The sequence below is a fragment of the Streptomyces sp. NPDC107498 genome (genome assembly GCF_055582805.1).
This window is the reverse complement of record NZ_JBVJPE010000014.1, coordinates 183,136-200,774: the sequence shown is the minus strand read 5'-3', so window position 1 is coordinate 200,774 and position 17,639 is coordinate 183,136. Positions and strand designations below refer to the sequence as shown.

The window sequence follows — 17,639 nt, the reverse complement described above, 5'->3', positions numbered from 1 at the left end:
TCGACGAGAAGTTCGCCCAGGCGGGCGTCGCCTCCCTCGGCAAGTGACACCCGGGCCGACGCCGCCCTCGGCGAGCAACCCCCGGGGCAGGCGCCCACGGACGAGGAAATCCGCCATGAACGCGCTCGACCACACCCTTCTGACCGCCGCCGCGCACGGTGACGCCGTCGCCGCCCCCGGCGCTCCGCTGCGGCCGGGGGCGGACGGACTCCGGGGTCACGCCGGTCGGGCGAGTCCCCGGCTGATGACCAGGCGCTGGATCTGGTTCGTCCCTTCAAAAATCTGCATGATCTTCGCCTCGCGCATGTAGCGCTCGACCGGGAAGTCACGGGTGTAGCCGTAGCCGCCGAAGACCTGGACGGCGTCCGTGGTGACCTTCATCGCCGTGTCGGTGGCGATGAGCTTGGCCGCACTGGCCTGACGGCTGAAGGAGCGGCCGAGGTCGCGGCGGCGGGCCGCGTCCAGGTAGGTGGCGCGGGCCGCGTCGACGGAGGCGGCCATGTCGGCGAGGAGGAAGCCGAGGCCCTGGTGGTCGACGATCCGGCGGCCGAAGGTGGTGCGCTCGTTGGCGTACGCCACGGCGGCGTCCAGCGCGGCCTGGGCGAGGCCGGTGGCGCAGGCGGCGATGCCGAGGCGACCGCTGTCGAGGGCGCTGAAGGCGATCTGGAGGCCCTGGCCCTCGTCCCCGATGCGCCGGTCCTCCTCGATGAGGGCGCCGTCCCAGTACGCGGCCGTCGTCGGCACGGCCTGGAGGCCCATCTTGCGCTCGGGGGCGCCGAAGCTCAGGCCCTCGGTGGCGCCGGGGGCGAGGAAGCAGGAGACGCCGTGGCCGCCGGGGGCGGTGCGGGCGAAGAGGGCGTAGAAGCCGGCCTTGCCGCCGTGGGTGATCCAGGCCTTGGTGCCGGTGACGCGGTAGCCGCTGCCGTCGTCCTGGCGCTCGGCCTTGCAGGTGAGGGCGGCGGCGTCGGAGCCGGCCTGCGGCTCGGAGAGGCTGTAGCCGCCGATGCTCCGGCCCTCCAGCATCGCGGGGAGCCAGCGCTCCTTCTGCTCCGGGGTGCCGAAGGTGTGGAGGGGGTGGCAGGCCAGCGTGTGGACGCTGGTGGCGACGCCGACGGCGGCCCAACGCGCGGCGAGCTCCTCCAGGACCTGGAGGTAGACCTCGTAGGGCTGGCCTCCGCCGCCGTGCTCCTCGGGGTACGGGAGGCCGAGGAGCCCGGCCTCGCCGAGGGTGGCGAAGAGCCCTTCGGGATAGGTCTCGGCGGCCTCGTGCTCGTCCACCCGAGGAGAGAGCTCCTTGTCGGCGATCTCCCGGGTGAGGGCGATGAGGTCCGCCGCCTCGGGGGTGGGAAGCAGGCGGTCGACATCCATGGCGACTCCAGCGGCGCGCAAAGTGGTACTGGGAAGGGTACTGCAGTACCGCTGAGCGTAGCGCAGAAGGGTGCCGCCGTAACCCCCCGGAACGGCGACCTGGAATACTGGCGGGGTGATCGAGACCTCCGCCGCCGACGCCCCCCAGCTGACGGGCCGCGGAGCGGCGCGCCGCTCCGCCCTCTTCGAGGAGCTCGTCGCCCTCCTCGTCGGCGAGGGCTTCGCCCGGCTGACGCTGGACGACCTCGCCGCGCGGCTGCGCTGCTCGAAGCGGACCCTGTACGGCCTGGCCGGCAGCAAGGAGCAGCTGGTCCGGGCGGCGGTCGTGCACTTCTTCCGGCGCGCCACGGCCCGGGTCGAGGCGGTGCTCGCCGCCGCGGCGGACCCGGCCGAGCGGCTCGCCGCCTACCTGCGGGCGGTCTCGGCCGAGCTGGCGCCCGTCTCGCCGCAGTTCTTCGACGACGTGGCGGCCTTCGAGCCGGCGGCGGAGGTGTACGAGCGGAACACCCGGGCGGCGGCGGGCCGGGTCCAGCAGCTCATCGAGGAGGGCGTGCGGGCCGGTGTGTTCCGCGAGGTGCACGTGACCTTCGCGGCCGACGTCATCTCCTCGGTGATGGTCCGCATCCAGCGGCGCCAGGTGGCCGCGGCGACCGGTCTCGCCGACGCGGAGGCGTACGACCAGCTGGCCGAGCTGCTGCTCAGCGGCCTCCGGAAGGCCTGAGGACCCCGGCGCGTCGGGGAGGCGGACCTCGCGGGCGTGTCCGACCACCCCTCACCGCCTTATTTCATGTCATGACTTAAATGTCGAGAGAAGGCCGCGCCCGGGGCCCGGCAGCGGTATGTTGCGGTCAGGACTACTTCACCAGGGGGCCCGAGTGACCATGCGGAACGGCCGGACCGTGCAGGACCTGCGACGCGAGAACCGCACCGCCGTCCTCCAGCGCCTGTACTTCGACGGCCCCATGAGCCGCTTCTCCCTGGGCCCGGCCACCGGGCTGAGCTCCGGCTCCGTCAGCAACGTGGTCGCGGAGCTCGTCGCGGAGGGCCTCGTCGAGGAGGCGGGCAGCGTCGACTCGGCCGGCGGGCGCCCCCGTACCCTGCTGCGGATCACCCCCGGCAGCGGCTGCATGATCGGCGTGGACGTCGGCGAGACCCGGGTCAGGATCGAGCTGTTCGACCTCACCCTCACCGAACTCGCCCGCACCGAGCGCCCCTTGGCGGTCGACAGGCCGAACCCGCACGACCGGTACGAGGTCGGGGTCGTCGTCGAGCACGTGCGGGCCGGCGTCGCGGAGGTGCTCCGGAGCGCGGACGTCCCCGCCGAGCGGCTGCTCGGCGTCGGCGTCGGCGTGCCCGGCATCGTCGCCCGCGCCGCCGAGGAGGGCGCGGTCGTGCACGGCCAGACCATCGGCTGGGACGCCGTACCGCTGGAACGGCTCCTTCGCGGGAGCGTGGACCTGCCGGCCTCGGTGCCGTACTGGATCGACAACGGCGCCAAGACCCTCGGCCAGGCCGAGATGTGGTTCGGCGGGGGCCGGGGCGCGCGCAGCGCCGTGGTCGTCCTCTTCGGCTCGGGCGTCGGCGCCTGTGTGGTCACCGACCCGATGGGGCCCGGCCGGGCGCTCGAATGGGGTCATCTGACGGTGCGGGTCCGGGGTCGCCGCTGCCGCTGCGGCGCCCGGGGCTGCCTGGAGGCGTACGCGGGCGCGGAGGCCCTCCTCGAACGCTGGCGGGAGGCGGGCGGGCGGCCTCCGGCGGGCGCGGACGAGGAGACGGCCCTGACGGCGATGCTGGCGGCCGCGTACCCGGCGGACCCCGCCGCGGGTCCCGACGCCACCGCGTCGGCCGTCCTGGAGGAGACCGCCGAGTACCTGGGCGCGGGTTTCGCCGATCTGATCAACCTCTTCCAGCCCGAGCGGATCCTCGTCGGCGGCTGGGCGGGCCTCCAGCTCGGCGCCCGCTTCCTGGAGACGGTGAAGGGGTACGCGGCGGAGTACGCCCTGAAGTACCCGGCGGCGCGGGTCGACATCGGCATGGGCACCCTGGGCCCCGACGCGGTGACGGTCGGCGCGGCGATCCTGCCGCTCGCGGACTTCTTCGCCCGGGGCGGGCGACGGGCCGAGGCGGAGACCGCGGAGGGGCGGCCGGCGTGGGCGTCGACGGTACGGCAGAGGGCGGCGCGCTGAGCGTGCGCCGCCCTCCGGCACGGTCCGGTCCCGGGGCTCCGCAGGGGGAAGTGGGGCCGTGCAGGGGGAAGCGGGCTAGGCGACCGAGCCTATGCGCCCGGCCGGCGCGCGGGGCCCTTCGTGGTGGATCGGGGTGTGGGCGCCCGTGAGGGAGACGCCGCTGCCGCCCCGGCGGTTGGCGACGATCTCGGCGCCGATCGAGAGGGCGGTCTCCTCGGGCGTGCGCGCGCCGAGGTCGAGGCCGATCGGGGAGCGCAGGCGGGCGAGTTCGAGTTCGGTGACGCCGACCTCGCGGAGGCGCTTGTTGCGGTCCTCGTGGGTGCGGCGGGAGCCCATCGCGCCGATGTAGGCGACGGGAAGCTTCAGGGCGGCCCGGAGGAGCGGCACGTCGAACTTGGCGTCGTGCGTGAGGACGCACAGGACGGTCCGGCCGTCGACCTCGGTCGACTCCAGGTAGCGGTGGGGCCATTCGACGACGATCTCGTCGGCCTCGGGGAAGCGGGCCGGCGTCGCGAAGACGGGCCGCGCGTCGCAGACGGTGACGTGGTAGCCGAGGAACTTGCCGACCCGGACGAGGGCGGCGGCGAAGTCGATGGCGCCGAAGACGATCATGCGGGGGGCCGGGACGGAGGACTCGACCAGGAGGGTCAGCGGCTGTCCGCAGCGGCTGCCGTCCTCGCCGATCTCCACGGTGCCGGTGCGGCCCGCGTCGAGCATCGCGCGGGCCTCGGCGGCCGCGGTGCGGTCCAGCTCGGGGTGGCCGCCGAGCTTGCCCTCGTACGCGCCGTCGGGGCGGACGAGCAGGGCCCGGCCCATCAGCTCGTCGGGGCCCCCGACGATCCGGGCCAGGGCCGCCGCCTCCCCCGAGACGGCGGCGGCCAGCGCGGCGGGGAAGACCCCGCCGCGGACCGGGGTGACGAGGATGTCGATGATGCCGCCGCAGGTCAGACCGACCGCGAAGGCGTCCTCGTCGCTGTAGCCGAAGCGCTCGACGACGGTCTTCCCGTCTTCGAGGGCCTGGACGCACAGGTCGTAGACCGCGCCCTCCACACACCCGCCGGAGACCGATCCGATCGCCGTGCCGTCCCCGTCGACGGCGAGGGCGGCTCCCGGCTGCCGGGGCGCGCTGCCGCCGACCGCGACCACGGTGGCGACGGCGAACGTGCGTCCCTGCTCGACCCACCGGTGCAGCTCTTCGGCGATGTCCAGCATGTCGGTCTCCTTGGGTGTACGGAGGGCGGGTCGGGCGTCAGCTGACGCCCAGCCAACCCTCGATCGGGTGAAGGGCGAAGAACACGATGAAGATCGCGGTGAGGGCCCACATGAACGCGCCGACCTCGCGCGCCTTGCCCTGCGCCACCTTGATGACGGTGTAGGCGATGACGCCGGCCGCGACGCCCGGGGTGATGCTGTAGGTGAACGGCATCAGGACGACGGTCAGGAAGACCGGGATCGCGACGGAGCTGTCGCCCCAGTTCACGTGCTTGGCGTTCATCATCATCATCGCGCCGATGACCACCAGGGCGGCGGAGCCGACCTCGCGGGGCACGATCTGGGTGATCGGGGTGAAGAAGATGGCGGCCGCGAAGAACAGACCGGTGATCACCGAGGAGAAGCCCGTGCGGGCCCCCTCGCCGACGCCGGTGGCGGACTCCACGAAGACGGTCTGGCCGGAGGCGCCGGAGACGCCGCCGATCGCGCCGCCCGCGCCGTCGATGAACAGCGCCTTGGACAGGCCGGGCATCCGGCCCTTGTCGTCGGCGAGGTTGGCCTCGGTGCCGACGCCGATGATGGTGGCCATCGCGTCGAAGAAGCCGGCGAGGACCAGGGTGAAGACGATGACGCCGACGGTGATGAAGCCGACGTCGCCCCAGCCGCCGAAGGAGACGTCGCCGAAGAGCGAGAAGTCGGGGGGCGAGACCGCGCTGCCCTTGAGCTCCGGGGCGCCGTTGGCCCAGGCGCCCGGGCCCTTGGCCGGGACGTCGGCGACCGCGTTCACGATCAGGGAGATGACGGTGCCGGCGACGATGCCGATGAGGATCGCGCCCGGGACCTTGCGGGCCTGGAGCGCGAAGATCGCGAGCAGGGTGACCGCGAAGATCAGCACCGGCCAGCCGACGAGCTCGCCGCCGGCGCCGAGGGTGATGGGCGGGCCGAACTGCGGGCCGGCACCCACGAAGCCGGCCTTGTTGAAGCCGATCAGCGCGATGAAGAGGCCGATGCCGATGGTGATGCCGTGCTTGAGCGGCAGCGGGATCGCGTTCATGATCATCTCGCGGAGACCGGTGACCACCAGGAGGCAGATCACCAGACCGTAGACGACGCACATGCCCATGGCCTGCGGCCAGGTCATCTGGGGCACGACCTGGGTCGCGAGCACACCGGAGACGCTGAGTCCCGCCGCGAGGACGAGCGGGACCTTGCCGACGAAGCCCATCAGCAGGGTGGTCACCGCCGCCGCGAAGGCGGTCGCCGTGATGACGGCGGAGGTGGCGAGGACGTGCTTGTCGACGTCCGGGCCGCCCAGGAGGATCGGGTTGAGCAGGAGAATGTACGCCATCGCCATGAAGGTGGTGACGCCGCCGCGGATCTCCGTCGCGACGGTGGATCCTCTCTCCGAGATGTGAAAGTACCGGTCGAGCCAAGAACGGCCGGCGGGGACGTTGGAGCCGGAGCCCGCGTCCTCCGAGGCGGTCTTGGGCTCCACAGACGACTGGGTCATGGGGCCTACTCCCAAGGTTCAAAGGGGCACCCGCATCAGACTTCGAAGCTCTGACGGTGAAGCTGCGGGATTTGGGATATTTCGTTGGCTGCACGACCCGGGGGACGGCCCGAGACGAACGGGTGATGCCGTGAAGCGTGGGTACTGCGGTGATGCGGGTACTGCGGTGATGCGGGTTTCCCGAGAGGGAGTGCTCCGGGCGGTGCGGGCGGTGGAAGCGTGACGTTCCGGGGAGGCACGCACCGCCCGGAGAGTCCTACAGCGTGCCGGTGAGCGCCTCGGGGCGGACCGGCGTCTTGTTGAGCTCCAGGCCCGTCGCCGCCCGGATCGCCGCGAGGACGGCCGGGGTGGACGACAGGGTCGGGGCCTCGCCGATGCCCCGGACGCCGTACGGCGCGTTGGGGTCGGCCAGCTCGAGGTAGTCGACCGGGATGGTCGGCGTGTCGAGGATGGTCGGGATCAGGTAGTCCGTGAAGGAGGGGTTGCGCACCTTCGCCGTCTTCGGGTCGACGATGATCTCCTCCATCACCGCGACGCCCAGGCCCTGGGTGGTGCCGCCCTGGATCTGGCCGATCACGGAGAGCGGGTTGACCGCCTTGCCGACGTCCTGGGCGCAGGCCAGCTCGATCACCTTCACGAGACCGAGCTCGGTGTCCACCTCCACCACCGCGCGGTGCGCGGCGAAGGCGTACTGGACGTGGCCGTCGCCCTGGCCGGTGACGCGGTCGAAGGCCTGGGTCGGACGGTGCCGCCACTCCTCCTCGATCTCGACGGCCTGGTCCTCCAGGACGTCCGCGATGGTGGCGAGGGCCTCGCCGCCGTCGGTGACGACCTTGCCGCCCTCCAGGAGGAGTTCGGCGTTGGCCCACGCCGGGTGGTACGAGCCGAACTTGCGCCGGCCGATCTCCAGGACCTTCTCGCGGACGAGTTCGCAGGAGTTCTTGATGGCGCCGCCGGTCATGTACGTCTGGCGGCCCGCGGAGGTCGACCCGGCCGAGCCCACCTGGGTGTCGGCGGGGTGGATGGTGACCTGCTGCACGCCGAGCTCGGTGCGGGCGATCTGCGCGTGGATCGTGACGCCGCCCTGGCCGACCTCGGCCGCCGCGGTGTGGACCGTGGCGACGGCCTCGCCGTTGATGACCTCCAGGCGGATCTTCGCGGTCGAGTAGTCGTCGAAGCCCTCGGAGAAGCCGACGTTCTTGATGCCGACGGCGTAGCCGACGCCGCGGACGACGCCCTCGCCGTGCGAGGTGTTGGAGAGGCCGCCCGGCAGCGCGCGGACGTCCGCGCCCTCGCCGGCGGTCTCCCACTGGCGCTCCGGCGGCATCGGGCGGGCCTTGACCCGGCGGAGCAGCTCGGCGACCGGGGCCGGGGAGTCCACGACCTGGCCGGTCGGCATGATCGTGCCCTGCTCCATGGCGTTGAGCTGGCGGAACTCGACCGGGTCCATGCCCAGCTTCGCCGCGAGCTTGTCCATCTGCGCCTCGTAGGCGAAGCAGGCCTGGACCGCGCCGAAGCCGCGCATGGCGCCGCAGGGCGGGTTGTTGGTGTAGAGGCCGATCGCCTCGATCTCCACGTCGTCGATGACGTACGGGCCGACCGAGAGGGAGGAGGCGTTGCCGACGACCGAGACCGTGGACGAGGCGTAGGCGCCGCCGTCCAGGACGATCTTGCACTTCATGTGCGTGATCTTGCCGTCCTTGGTGGCGCCGTGCTCGTAGTAGAGCTTCGCCGGGTGCCGGTGGACGTGCCCGAAGAAGGACTCGTACCGGTTGTAGACCATCTTGACCGGCTTGCCGGTGCGCAGGGCGAGCAGCGAGGCGAGGATCTGCATGGAGATGTCCTCGCGGCCGCCGAAGGCGCCGCCGATGCCGGACATGGTCATCCGGACCTTGTCCTGGGGCAGGCCGAGGCAGGGGGCGATCTGCTCGCGGTCCGCGTGCAGCCACTGGGTGGCGACGTACAGGTCGACGCCGCCGTCCTCGGCCGGTACGGCGAGGCCGGACTCCGGGCCGAGGAAGGCCTGGTCCTGCATGCCGAAGGTGTACTCGCCCTTGACGATGACGTCGGCGCGCTCGGCGGCCTCGGCGGCGTTGCCGCGGATGATCGGCTGGCGGTGCACGATGTTGGGGTGCGGGACGTGGGCCGCGTGGTGGTCGTCGCGGTTCTCGTGGACCAGGATCGCGTCGGGGGCGGTGGCCGAGGCCTCGTCCGTGATGACCGGGAGCTCCCGGTACTCGATCTTGATCTTGGCGGCGGCGCGGCGGGCGGTCTCCGGGTGGTCGGCGGCCACGAGGGCCACCGGCTCGCCGTGGTGGCGGACCTTGCCGTAGGCGAGCACCGGGGTGTCCCGGAACTCCAGGCCGTAGTTCTTGGCGGCCGGCAGGTCCTCGTGCGTCAGGACGGCGTAGACGCCGTCCGTCGTGAGGGCCTCGGAGGTGTCGATGGAGACGATCTCGGCGTGCGCGACGGTGGAGCGCAGGACCTGGCCCCACAGCATGTCCTCGTGCCACATGTCCGAGGAGTAGGCGAACTCGCCGGTCACCTTGAGGGTGCCGTCGGGACGGAGCGTGGACGCGCCGACGCCGCCCTGTGTGTGGTTCTGGGTGACGTCGGTGGGCGTGCCCACCGGAACCGTACGGGTGTTCTGAGCCATCGTCAGACCGCCTCTCCCTGACGCTCCTGGCGAGCGGCCGCGAGGCGGACCGCGTCGAGGATCTTCTCGTAACCGGTGCAGCGGCAGAGGTTGCCGGAGAGCGCCTCGCGGATGTCCGCGTCCGTCGGGGACGGGTTGCGCTCCAGCATCTCGTCGGCCGCGACGAGCAGACCGGGGGTGCAGAAACCGCACTGGACGGCGCCGGCGTCGATGAACGCCTGCTGGATCGGGGAGAGTTCGATGCCCTCGCCGGTCTGCGAGTCCTGGGGCTTGGCCTCCCACTTCTTGGCGGCGTCGACCGAGGTGCCGCAGGCACCGGAGGCGCAACCGCCGTGCGCCTCGCGCTCCTTGGCGTACTCCGCCAGGCCCTCGACGGTGACGACCTCGCGGCCCTCGACCTGACCGGCGGCGACCAGGCACGAACACACCGGCACGCCGTCGAGGCGGACCGTGCAGGAGCCGCACTCGCCCTGCTCGCACGCGTTCTTGGAGCCGGGCAGACCCAGGCGCTCACGCAGAACGTAGAGGAGGGACTCGCCCTCCCAGACGTCGTCGGCTTCCTGCGGACGACCGTTGACCGTGAAATTGACGCGCATGGTTATGCAGCTCCCTCAAGCGTGCGGCCGGCGCCGCGGTACTGCTCCCAGGTCCAGCCGAGCTGGCGGCGAGCCATGATGCCGACGGCGTGGCGCCGGTACTTGGCGGTGCCCCGGACGTCGTCGATCGGGTTGGCGGCGGCCGAGCAGAGGTCGGCGAACTGCTTCGCGATCGAAGGGGTGATGATCTTGCCGTTGTCCCAGAAACCGCCCTCTTCCAGAGCCGCGTTCAGGAAGGCCTCGGCCTCCTTGGCGCGGATCGGGGTCGGCGCGGCGGAGCCGATGCCGGTGCGCACGGTCCGGGTCTCCGGGTGCAGGGCCAGGCCGAAGGCGCAGACGGCGATGACCATCGCGTTGCGGGTGCCGACCTTGGAGTACTGCTGGGGGCCGTCCGCCTTCTTGATGTGGACGGTCTTGATGAGCTCGTCGGGCTGGAGCGCGTTGCGCTTCACGCCCGTGTAGAACTCGTCGATCGGGATGAAGCGGTTGCCGCGCACCGACTCGACCTCGACCTCGGCGCCCGCGGCGAGCAGGGCCGGGTGGGCGTCGCCGGCGGGCGACGCGGTGCCGAGGTTGCCGCCGACGCCACCGCGGTTGCGGATCTGCGGGGAGGCGACCGTGTGCGAGGCCAGCGCCAGACCCGGGAGCTCTGCGCGCAGGTTCTCCATGATCTGCGTGTACGGGACGGAGGCGCCGAGGCGTACGTTCTCCTCGCCGACCTCCCACTCGCGCAGCAGCTCGATGCGGTTCAGGTCCAGGAGGTACTCGGGGCGCCGGTGGTCGAAGTTGATCTCGACCATGACGTCGGTACCACCGGCGATGGGCACGGCCGTGGGGTGCTCGGCCTTGGCGGCGAGCGCCTCCTCCCAGCTGGCGGGGCGAAGGAAGTCCATGGTGGCTCTCTTCTAGTGATTCTGGTGATCGGGGGTCGAGCTAGTGGGTCCGGGGGGACGGCCGGCCCTCGACATCGTGTTCATGTGCTGTTCACGCGGTGTGTGGCCTAGTACACAAGCCACGATCGCCCGGGGTGCAGTCACCGAAAACATGAAGGAGTTGGCTGGTGCCCGCCGTCGTCTTGTAGATTCGAACGAACGACGGGAAACAGAAACCTCTCCGTTTCCCCCTGGAAACGGTGGCATCGCGCCACCGTCGACAACGCGACACCACCATCACCGAACGAAGGAACGGCGGCGACACGATGCGGCTGCGCGCACTGCTGGAGAACGACGCGCTCGGGCTGCGCCTGCTCGGTGGCGAGGACGAGCTGGACCGGACCGTCCGGGGCGTCATGACGACGGACCTCAAGGACCCCAGCCGGTACCTGTCCGGCGGCGAGCTGGTGCTGACCGGCCTCGCCTGGCGGACGGACACGGCCGACGCCGAGCCCTTCGTCCGGATCCTGGCCTCGGCCGGGGTGGCGGCCCTCGCGGCGGGTGAGGCCGAGCTCGGCGACATTCCCGACGATCTCGTGGAGGCGTGTTCACGCCACCGGCTGCCGCTGTTCGCAGTGAACGAGTCCGTTGCGTTCGCGACGATCACCGAGCACGTTGTTCGACAGGTCTCCGGCGAACGGGCCGGCGACCTGGCGGCCGTCGTCGACCGGCACCGCCGCCTCATGACCTCCGGCCCCGCGGGCGGCGGACCCGAGGTCGTCCTCGACCTCCTCGGCTCCGACCTGGACCTGCGGGCCTGGGTCCTCTCCCCCACCGGCCGCCAGATCGCGGGCGCGGGCGAGCCCCTGGAGGCCGGGCTGGCCGCCACCCTGGCCGGTGAGCACCTGGCCGCCACCCGGACCGGCCGGCGCGGCCCGCACCGGCTGAGCGTCGCCGGAACCGCTTACTCGCTCTTCCCGATCCGCAACACGGGCCGGGGTGCCGCGCCCGCCTCCCGGGACGTGCGCGAGACGGTCCTGTCGGACTGGCTGCTGGCCGTCGAGGCGGACGCCGGGGACTGGCCCGCCGCCCGGCTCGACCTGCTCCAGGGCGTCACCCAGCTGATCGCCGTCGAGCGGGACCGGCGCGACGCGGCCCGTACGGTGCGGCGCCGGCTCGCCCAGGAGGTCCTGGAGCTGGTGCAGACGGGTGCCGCGCCGGCCGAGATCGCGGCCCGCCTGCGGGTCGCCGCCCCGGTGCTGCTGCCCGGGCTCGGCACGGCCCCGCACTGGCAGGTGGTCGTCGCCCGCGTGGAGTGGGAGCAGGAGGCCGGCCAGGCCCCCGTGGACAGCGGGCCGGTCGCGCAGTCGCTCCTGGAGGAGGTCCTCGTCGATCCGGCGACCGTCGGCGCCGAGTCGGCCGACCGGATCGCGGTCGCGCACAGCGGCGACGAGGCGATCGCCCTGGTCCCGCTGGCCGCGGGCCCGCTGCCGGAGAGCGAGGACGAGGGCCCGGCCCCCGCCCTCGGCCTCCACGCGGACGCGCTGCTCGCCTCCGTACGGGCGCCGCTCTCCGCGGGCCTCGACGGCGACGGGCGCCTCACGCTGGGCGTCAGCGCCGCCGTGCACTCGGCGGAGGGCCTGCGCGGGGCCCTGGAGGAGGCCCGGCACGCCCGCCGGGTGGCCGCCGCCCGCCCGGGCCGGGTCTGCGCCGCCGGGCACCACGAGCTGGCCTCGCACGTGCTGCTGCTGCCGTTCGTCCCGGACGACGTCCGGCGCGCCTTCACGGCCCGGCTGCTCGACCCGCTGCGCGACTACGACCGGCGCCACCGGGCGGAGCTCATCCCGACCCTGGAGGCGTTCCTCGACTGCGACGGCTCCTGGACCCGCTGTGCGACCCGTCTCCACCTGCACGTGAACACGCTGCGCTACCGCGTGGGCCGGATCGAGCAGCTCACCGGCCGTGACCTCTCCCGCCTGGAGGACAAGCTCGACTTCTTCCTGGCGCTGCGGATGAGCTGACGCCGTCCGGGTGAACCGGACCGGATGCGCCAGGGCCCGACGGGGTCCCGACGTTTCACTCCTTCGGGCGAGTCCGAAGGAGTGGCGGACGGGGCCGCGGCGGGCCCTTCGGCACGGGGTCCGCGGACCGGGTCCGGGCCTGATCACCGGCGTGATCACGGGCCGGCGGGCCGTCCGGCGCCCGGTCGGAACGGGCCGGGGTCGGAGTCCGCGCCCCCTCCGGACTCTTGTGAAAACTTTCACCCGACCCCTTGGCCGGGTACTCCCATCCGTGCTGAGATGCCGTCCTACTCAACAGCTCGATGGCGCGCTCGGGGAGGGCAATGTGGCGGATACCGCCATGTCTGGTTCCGAATCAAGGGGTGGCGAAGATCCGTCCCTCGCCTACGGCAAGGAGACACCCGTGGAGACCGCCATATGGCGGCTCCGCTCCCGGGGTTGCTGGACGGACGCGGCCGCGCTGCTCGCGCCGCACGCGTCCGAACCGGCGGCCGCGCTCGAACGGGCCGCGCTGCTCATCGAGCGCTGCCTCTACACCGAGAAGGGCTGGGCCGACGCCGAGGAGGCGCTGCGGGCGGCCGAGGCCGTCGCCGGCACCGACGAGGAACGCGGGGCCGCGGCCTGCGAGCGCGGCCATCTCGCCTACGCCTCCACCCTGTTGGGCGTCCGCGACCGGGCCGACGAGGCCCGGATGGCGCTGGGCCGGGCGGCGGCGCTGATCGCCCCCTCCGCGAGCGGCCGTCCCCTCCTGGACTTCCGACGCGGGCTCGTCGCCCAGAACCTCGGCGACTCCCCGCAGGCTGCCCGCGCCGCGTACCGCAGGGCGCACGAGGGGGCGACCGCCCGGGGCGACTCGCTGCTGCTCTCCTCCACCTGGCGGCACCTCGCCGGACTCGCCCTGCGCGAGGGGGAGTTGGCGGAGGCGCGGCACGGCTTCGCCGAGTCCCTGCGGATCCGCGAGGAGCTGGGCTATCTGGTCGGCACGGCCCCGGCGCTCACCGCCCTGGCGACCACGGAGACCGAGCCGGAGGCGGGCCGGCTGCGCGCCGAGGCCCGGCGCCTCTTCCAGCTGCTCGGCGGGGTGCCGACCTGGCTCTCGGCCCAGCTGACGCCCCGGGTCGCCGGCTGAAGTACCGTCGACGGGACGTCTGCTGACGTCCCGTCACGGGTCAGCTCCGCGGCGCGAGGCACACCAGGCTCTCGTCGGTGCCGACGAGCAGGGAGCCGGAACCGGTGACCGCGACCGCGCGGACCGGGGGGCCCGGGCGGAAGGAGAGCGTCGGGCCGCCCTCCGGCCGGTGGAGTTCGACCAGGCCGTCGGCCCAGGCGGCGGCGACCAGCGGCCCGTGCGGGGTCTCGGTCGCGTGCAGGGAGACGACCTGCGAGGGGCGTTCGGCGAGGGGCTCGGGGCGGGCGGTGCGGCCCGGCGTCCAGAGCCGGACGCTCCCGTCCGCGCCGCCGGAGCAGACGAACGGGGTCTCGGACTCGACCGCGGCGACGGCCGTGACCCGGCCGCTGTGCGAGGCCGACTGGTGGAGTCCCGTCAGGCCGAAGGCGTGGACGGAGCCCAGCCGGTCCCCCACCACCACCGAGCCGGCGATCGCCGCGAGGGCCGTCCCGGGGTGGCGGGCCAGGGTCGCCGAGACCGCCTCGGTGAGCCGTTCCAGGTACGGGGGCCTGGGCGCCGCCCCCCGTACGGCGTGCAGCCGGCCCCGGTCGTCCAGGAGCAGCACCGTGCCGTCGGGCGCGGGCGCCAGCGCGGTGATCCGGCCGGGGACGGTGTGCGCGAGGCGGCCGGCCGGGCTCGCGTCGGCCTCGTGGAGCAGCCGCACGGTGCCGGTGGGGTCGCCGACGAGGAGGGTTCCCTCCAGGGGGCCGCCCGCCGCGCCGAGCACGGTGACCGGGCCCGGCCAGGGCGGTGTCAGATCGCCGCGGTGACGGGCCCACCGGACCCGCCACGGCGCGGCTTCCGCGAGGTCGGCGAGGGCGGGGCGGAGCCGGGGGTCGGCGCCGTCGCCCAGCGCGGCGAGCAGGACCAACGCCCTTTCGGACGGGTCCTGTTCGCGGCAGAGCGACTGTCCGGCGCGCATCCAGGCGGTCCGGAGCCCGCCGTGCTCGTCGGCGGTGCCCTCGCCGGGGCGGGCGGACGGCTCGGGCCCGTCGAGGGTGCCGGGCACCCCGGCGAGGGCGGCGCCGGTGACGTACGCCGTGGTGACGAGCAGCGGATCGGCCGCGCAGACGGCGGCCGGGTCGGAGAGGTCCGGCAGCGACGGGGCCGGTTCCGCCCGGGCGTCCTCGGCGGACTCGGGCCCGCCGTCCAGGTCGACGACGGCGATCCGGCGTTCGGCGCGCAGGACGGCCGGGGCCGCGGCGTCGCTCCGGGCCTCGACCACGAGGCGGACCCTCCCGACTCCGGCGAGCTCCGCGATGAGCCGGGTGAGCGCGGCGGGTTCGGCGGCGGCGTGGAGGTCCGTGAGCAGGAGGACGGCCCCGCCGGCGGGGCGCGGCTCGCTGGTGGCGAGGGCGTGGACGAGGTCGCCGGGCGACCGGGCCACGACGCCGAGGCGGTCGGCGATCGTCCAGGCCGCGCCGAGGGCGCTCTGCCCCGCGAGCGGGACGAGCACCCGGGACGCCCGGCGGCGGGAGCGTCCGGAGCGCGGGCCGTGCGCGGCGAGCCAGCCGAGGAGGGCCGTCTTGCCGCTGCCCGGGGCGCCGGTGACGAGACAGAGCCGGGGCGCCTCGGGATCGGTGAGCCAGCCGAGCAGCGCGGCGGCCTCGGCTTCCGTACCGCCCCACTCCGGGGACGGGCTCGCGGACGGCATAGGGGGACACCTCACGGGTGACGCGACACGGCGGAAGGCTGACGCCTCCGACCTTAGTCGTCCGGACCGCGCCCGGTACCACGCCGACGAAACCGACTCGTGAAACGACGCGGGACGCCGGGACCCCGGTCCCCGGGGGGGCCTAGGGGGTGTCTGACGATTCGCGCCGGATCAGGCCGGGTCGTTCGGTGCGTGCGATCGGCGTGCGGCCGGGGCACCCTCGTAGCGGAGCCGCTTGGGCGTTTCGGCCGTGCGGCGAGCGTGCGTGCCGGGAGGGCCGGACCCGGCGGAATCGTCAGACGCCCCCTAGCACGCGGAGCCGGTGAAGTGCTCTCGTACGAGGGTCTGGACGACGTTCAGGTCCTGGGCGATCAGGGCGTCGAGCAGGGCGGTGTGCTCGGCCGCGTCGGCGACGAGGTCGCCGTGGCGGAGGGCGGGGGCGCTGATCAGCGGCCACTGCGAGCGGCGGTGGAGGTCGTCCGCGACGGCGAGCAGCTGCTCGTTCCCGGCGAGGGAGAGGACGGCCCGGTGGAAGGCCCGGTCGGTCTCGGCGTAGTGGGCGCGGTCCCCCCGGGCCGCGGCGGTCGCGGTGGCCTCGGCGAGCGGCCGGAGCTCGGCCCAGCGGGCGGCCGGGACCGTGCGGGCGAGCCGCAGCATGACGGGGACCTCGATGAGGGCGCGGACCTCGGCGAGTTCGGCGAGCTCGCGGGGGGTGCGCTCGGTGACGCGGAAGCCGCGGTTCGGCACGACCTCGACGGCCCCCTCGACGGCGAGGCGCTGCATGGCCTCGCGGACGGGGGTGGCGGAGACGCCGAAGCGTTCGGCGAGGACGGGGGCGGAGTACACCTCGCCGGGGCGGAGTTCACCGCCGACGAGGGCGGTGCGGAGGGCTTCGAGGATCTGGCCGCGGACGGAGTGCCTGCGCACGGTGCGGGGGCCGAGGCCCGCCGGTTCGCCGTGGGTGTGCTCGCCGCGGGCGCGCTCGGGGCCGCGGTCCGGCTCCGAGCCGCGCGTCTGCTCCGGGACCCGCACGGACTCCGGGTGCGGCGGCCCGGGACGTACGGACGCCGCGCGTGCGGACTCCGGACGCGTGGCTCCCGCGGCGTCGCCGAAGGGCGGGGACGGTCTCTCCGTCGCCCGCTCGCGCGCTGCCCCCTGCTCCACCCGGGTCCTCCTGCGGCCTCGTGCGGGCCCGGCTCGCGTCGCCGGGGCCCTCTGTGCACCATAGGCGAACGGACCGACAGCCGGGGCATACGGGCCGCCCCCGCAGGTGGGAGGGGTTCTCCGGTGGTGAGAGACCTCCTCGAATCGGGTAAGGTAAGGCTAACCTGCCAACGCTCGCGATTCGGTGGTCCGCATGACCGTCCCCGCCCTGTTGCCCGCCCCCCTCACCTCCCCCGTCGCGGCTTCCTACGCCCGGCTCGCCGAGGTCTTCCCCGGCCTGCGGCTGGAGGAACCGGCCCCGGGCGAGCGGCTGCCGGGCGGCGCGGGCTGGGTCGGCGCGGAGGAGCTCGCGGCCGGCGGTCCCCGCCTCGACGCCTTCCTCGCCCAGGACGACGCGCAGGTGCTGCGGGACCACGGCACCCGCGCCCGTCCCGACGTCGTCGCGAGCTTCGGCCTGCACCGGTACGCCTGGCCCGCCTGCCTCCTCGTCACCCTCCCCTGGTTCCTGGACCGCAGGGTGCCCCGCCTGCCCGCCCGGAACGTGGCCTTCCAGCGCGTGCTCGGCCGCATGGCGGTCCGGGTGGAGGAGTTCGCCTGCCTGCCGGGCGACCCCGCGGCCGCCCTCCCCGGCGCCCGGGTCGTCGCCGACGAGGAGGCGCTGCGGGCCGAGGTGCGCGCCTCGCTCGCCGAGCACTTCGAGGCCGTCCTCGACGGCTTCGGGCCCCGGATGCGGCGCGGCCGCCGGGCCCTGTGGGGGATGGCCACGGACGAGATCGTCGAGGGCCTCTGGTACGTCGCGACCCTGCTGGGCGAGGAGCGGCGGGCGATGGGCGAACTCGAACTCCTCCTGCCGGGCACCTCCAAGGCGCACGAGCCGTACGCGGGCGGGGCGGGCTTCCGCGAGCTGGCCGGCACCGAGGGGGCGGACGGCGCTCCGCACGCCACCCGCGACCGGGCCACGTGCTGCTTCTTCTACACGCTGCGCCCCGAGGACACCTGCCTCACCTGTCCGCGCACCTGCGACGCCGAGCGCGTCCGCCGCCTGACCGCGACCGCCGACTGACCCGGGCCCCGACCCCGGCTGCGGCCACGACCGCGGTCGCGACCGCACCCGCGCCAACCGTTCGAGTGGTGCGAATCGAACTCAATTCCCTTCCCTTGCACGCGCGTTCGATCAGATCGCCCCCATTCGCATGCCCCGCGACCCCGATGGCGTGCTCTTGCCCCGAAAC

Annotated in this window: 13 protein-coding genes; 5 read left to right on the top strand and 8 right to left on the bottom strand. The window is 73.9% G+C overall.

Going from position 1 to position 17,639, the window contains the following annotated elements; all coding sequences use genetic code 11:
* Positions 1-216 precede the first annotated feature (216 nt).
* Positions 217-1,368, bottom strand: a complete 1,152-nt coding sequence (locus ACZ66Z_RS24535) for an acyl-CoA dehydrogenase family protein (protein ID WP_469937319.1) — start codon at positions 1,366-1,368, stop codon at positions 217-219.
* A gap of 115 nt (positions 1,369-1,483) precedes the next feature.
* On the opposite strand from ACZ66Z_RS24535, the gene ACZ66Z_RS24530 reads away from it, so the two are divergent.
* Both ACZ66Z_RS24530 and ACZ66Z_RS24525 read left to right on the top strand, forming a co-directional pair.
* Positions 1,484-2,089, top strand: a complete 606-nt coding sequence (locus ACZ66Z_RS24530) for a TetR/AcrR family transcriptional regulator (RefSeq protein ID WP_469937317.1) — start codon at positions 1,484-1,486, stop codon at positions 2,087-2,089.
* Between the two features lie 154 nt (positions 2,090-2,243).
* Positions 2,244-3,554, top strand: coding sequence for an ROK family transcriptional regulator (locus ACZ66Z_RS24525; protein WP_469937315.1), 1,311 nt, complete (start codon positions 2,244-2,246; stop codon positions 3,552-3,554).
* Between the two features lie 75 nt (positions 3,555-3,629).
* Here ACZ66Z_RS24525 and ACZ66Z_RS24520 read toward each other — a convergent pair whose 3' ends face one another.
* The 5 genes from ACZ66Z_RS24520 to ACZ66Z_RS24500 all read right to left on the bottom strand — a co-directional run bounded on the left by ACZ66Z_RS24520 (position 3,630) and on the right by ACZ66Z_RS24500 (position 10,421).
* Positions 3,630-4,766 carry an XdhC family protein gene (locus ACZ66Z_RS24520; protein ID WP_469937313.1) on the bottom strand — a complete coding sequence of 379 codons (1,137 nt, stop codon included), beginning with the start codon at positions 4,764-4,766 and terminating at the stop codon, positions 3,630-3,632.
* Between the two features lie 37 nt (positions 4,767-4,803).
* Positions 4,804-6,276, bottom strand: a complete 1,473-nt coding sequence (locus tag ACZ66Z_RS24515) for an NCS2 family permease (protein ID WP_469937311.1) — start codon at positions 6,274-6,276, stop codon at positions 4,804-4,806.
* Positions 6,277-6,532: 256 nt separating this feature from the next.
* Entirely contained in the window at positions 6,533-8,932 is a 2,400-nt protein-coding gene (locus ACZ66Z_RS24510) for a xanthine dehydrogenase family protein molybdopterin-binding subunit (protein ID WP_469937309.1), read from the bottom strand.
* Positions 8,933-8,934: 2 nt separating this feature from the next.
* The gene (locus ACZ66Z_RS24505) at positions 8,935-9,528 is read right to left on the bottom strand and encodes a (2Fe-2S)-binding protein (protein ID WP_469937307.1); all 594 of its coding nucleotides are present in this window, start codon (positions 9,526-9,528) and stop codon (positions 8,935-8,937) included.
* A 2-nt stretch (positions 9,529-9,530) separates the two neighbouring features.
* Complete coding sequence (locus ACZ66Z_RS24500; RefSeq protein WP_041131867.1) at positions 9,531-10,421, bottom strand: FAD binding domain-containing protein; 891 nt, start codon at positions 10,419-10,421, stop codon at positions 9,531-9,533.
* Between the two features lie 305 nt (positions 10,422-10,726).
* Between ACZ66Z_RS24500 and ACZ66Z_RS24495 the strand changes: the two genes are divergently transcribed.
* A complete protein-coding gene (locus tag ACZ66Z_RS24495; RefSeq protein WP_469937305.1) occupies positions 10,727-12,421 on the top strand; it encodes a PucR family transcriptional regulator in 1,695 nt (564 codons plus the stop codon).
* 340 nt (positions 12,422-12,761) lie between these two features.
* The gene (locus tag ACZ66Z_RS24490; protein ID WP_469937303.1) at positions 12,762-13,550 is read left to right on the top strand and encodes a hypothetical protein; all 789 of its coding nucleotides are present in this window, start codon (positions 12,762-12,764) and stop codon (positions 13,548-13,550) included.
* A 40-nt stretch (positions 13,551-13,590) separates the two neighbouring features.
* On the opposite strand, the gene ACZ66Z_RS24485 is transcribed toward ACZ66Z_RS24490, so the two are convergent.
* Together ACZ66Z_RS24485 and ACZ66Z_RS24480 are read right to left on the bottom strand one after the other, a co-directional pair.
* Positions 13,591-15,243: a hypothetical protein gene (locus ACZ66Z_RS24485; protein ID WP_469937301.1), complete on the bottom strand. Its 1,653-nt coding sequence runs from the start codon at positions 15,241-15,243 to the stop codon at positions 13,591-13,593.
* A 306-nt stretch (positions 15,244-15,549) separates the two neighbouring features.
* Positions 15,550-16,407 carry a GntR family transcriptional regulator gene (locus tag ACZ66Z_RS24480; protein WP_469937299.1) on the bottom strand — a complete coding sequence of 286 codons (858 nt, stop codon included), beginning with the start codon at positions 16,405-16,407 and terminating at the stop codon, positions 15,550-15,552.
* Positions 16,408-16,600: 193 nt separating this feature from the next.
* On the opposite strand from ACZ66Z_RS24480, the gene ACZ66Z_RS24475 reads away from it, so the two are divergent.
* Complete coding sequence (locus ACZ66Z_RS24475; protein WP_469937297.1) at positions 16,601-17,470, top strand: (2Fe-2S)-binding protein; 870 nt, start codon at positions 16,601-16,603, stop codon at positions 17,468-17,470.
* Positions 17,471-17,639 lie beyond the last annotated feature (169 nt).

Bases quoted from the DNA above. Each gene is read 5' to 3' on its own strand.
- ACZ66Z_RS24475 (WP_469937297.1), top strand. From the start codon at position 16,601: ATGACCGTCCCCGCCCTGTTGCCCGCCCCCCTCACCTCCCCCGTCGCG.
- ACZ66Z_RS24500 (WP_041131867.1), bottom strand. From the start codon at position 10,421: ATGGACTTCCTTCGCCCCGCCAGCTGGGAGGAGGCGCTCGCCGCCAAG.
- ACZ66Z_RS24490 (WP_469937303.1), top strand. From the start codon at position 12,762: ATGTCTGGTTCCGAATCAAGGGGTGGCGAAGATCCGTCCCTCGCCTAC.
- ACZ66Z_RS24505 (WP_469937307.1), bottom strand. From the start codon at position 9,528: ATGCGCGTCAATTTCACGGTCAACGGTCGTCCGCAGGAAGCCGACGAC.
- ACZ66Z_RS24520 (WP_469937313.1), bottom strand. From the start codon at position 4,766: ATGCTGGACATCGCCGAAGAGCTGCACCGGTGGGTCGAGCAGGGACGC.
- ACZ66Z_RS24510 (WP_469937309.1), bottom strand. From the start codon at position 8,932: ATGGCTCAGAACACCCGTACGGTTCCGGTGGGCACGCCCACCGACGTC.
- ACZ66Z_RS24495 (WP_469937305.1), top strand. From the start codon at position 10,727: ATGCGGCTGCGCGCACTGCTGGAGAACGACGCGCTCGGGCTGCGCCTG.
- ACZ66Z_RS24535 (WP_469937319.1), bottom strand. From the start codon at position 1,368: ATGGATGTCGACCGCCTGCTTCCCACCCCCGAGGCGGCGGACCTCATC.
- ACZ66Z_RS24485 (WP_469937301.1), bottom strand. From the start codon at position 15,243: ATGCCGTCCGCGAGCCCGTCCCCGGAGTGGGGCGGTACGGAAGCCGAG.
- ACZ66Z_RS24515 (WP_469937311.1), bottom strand. From the start codon at position 6,276: ATGACCCAGTCGTCTGTGGAGCCCAAGACCGCCTCGGAGGACGCGGGC.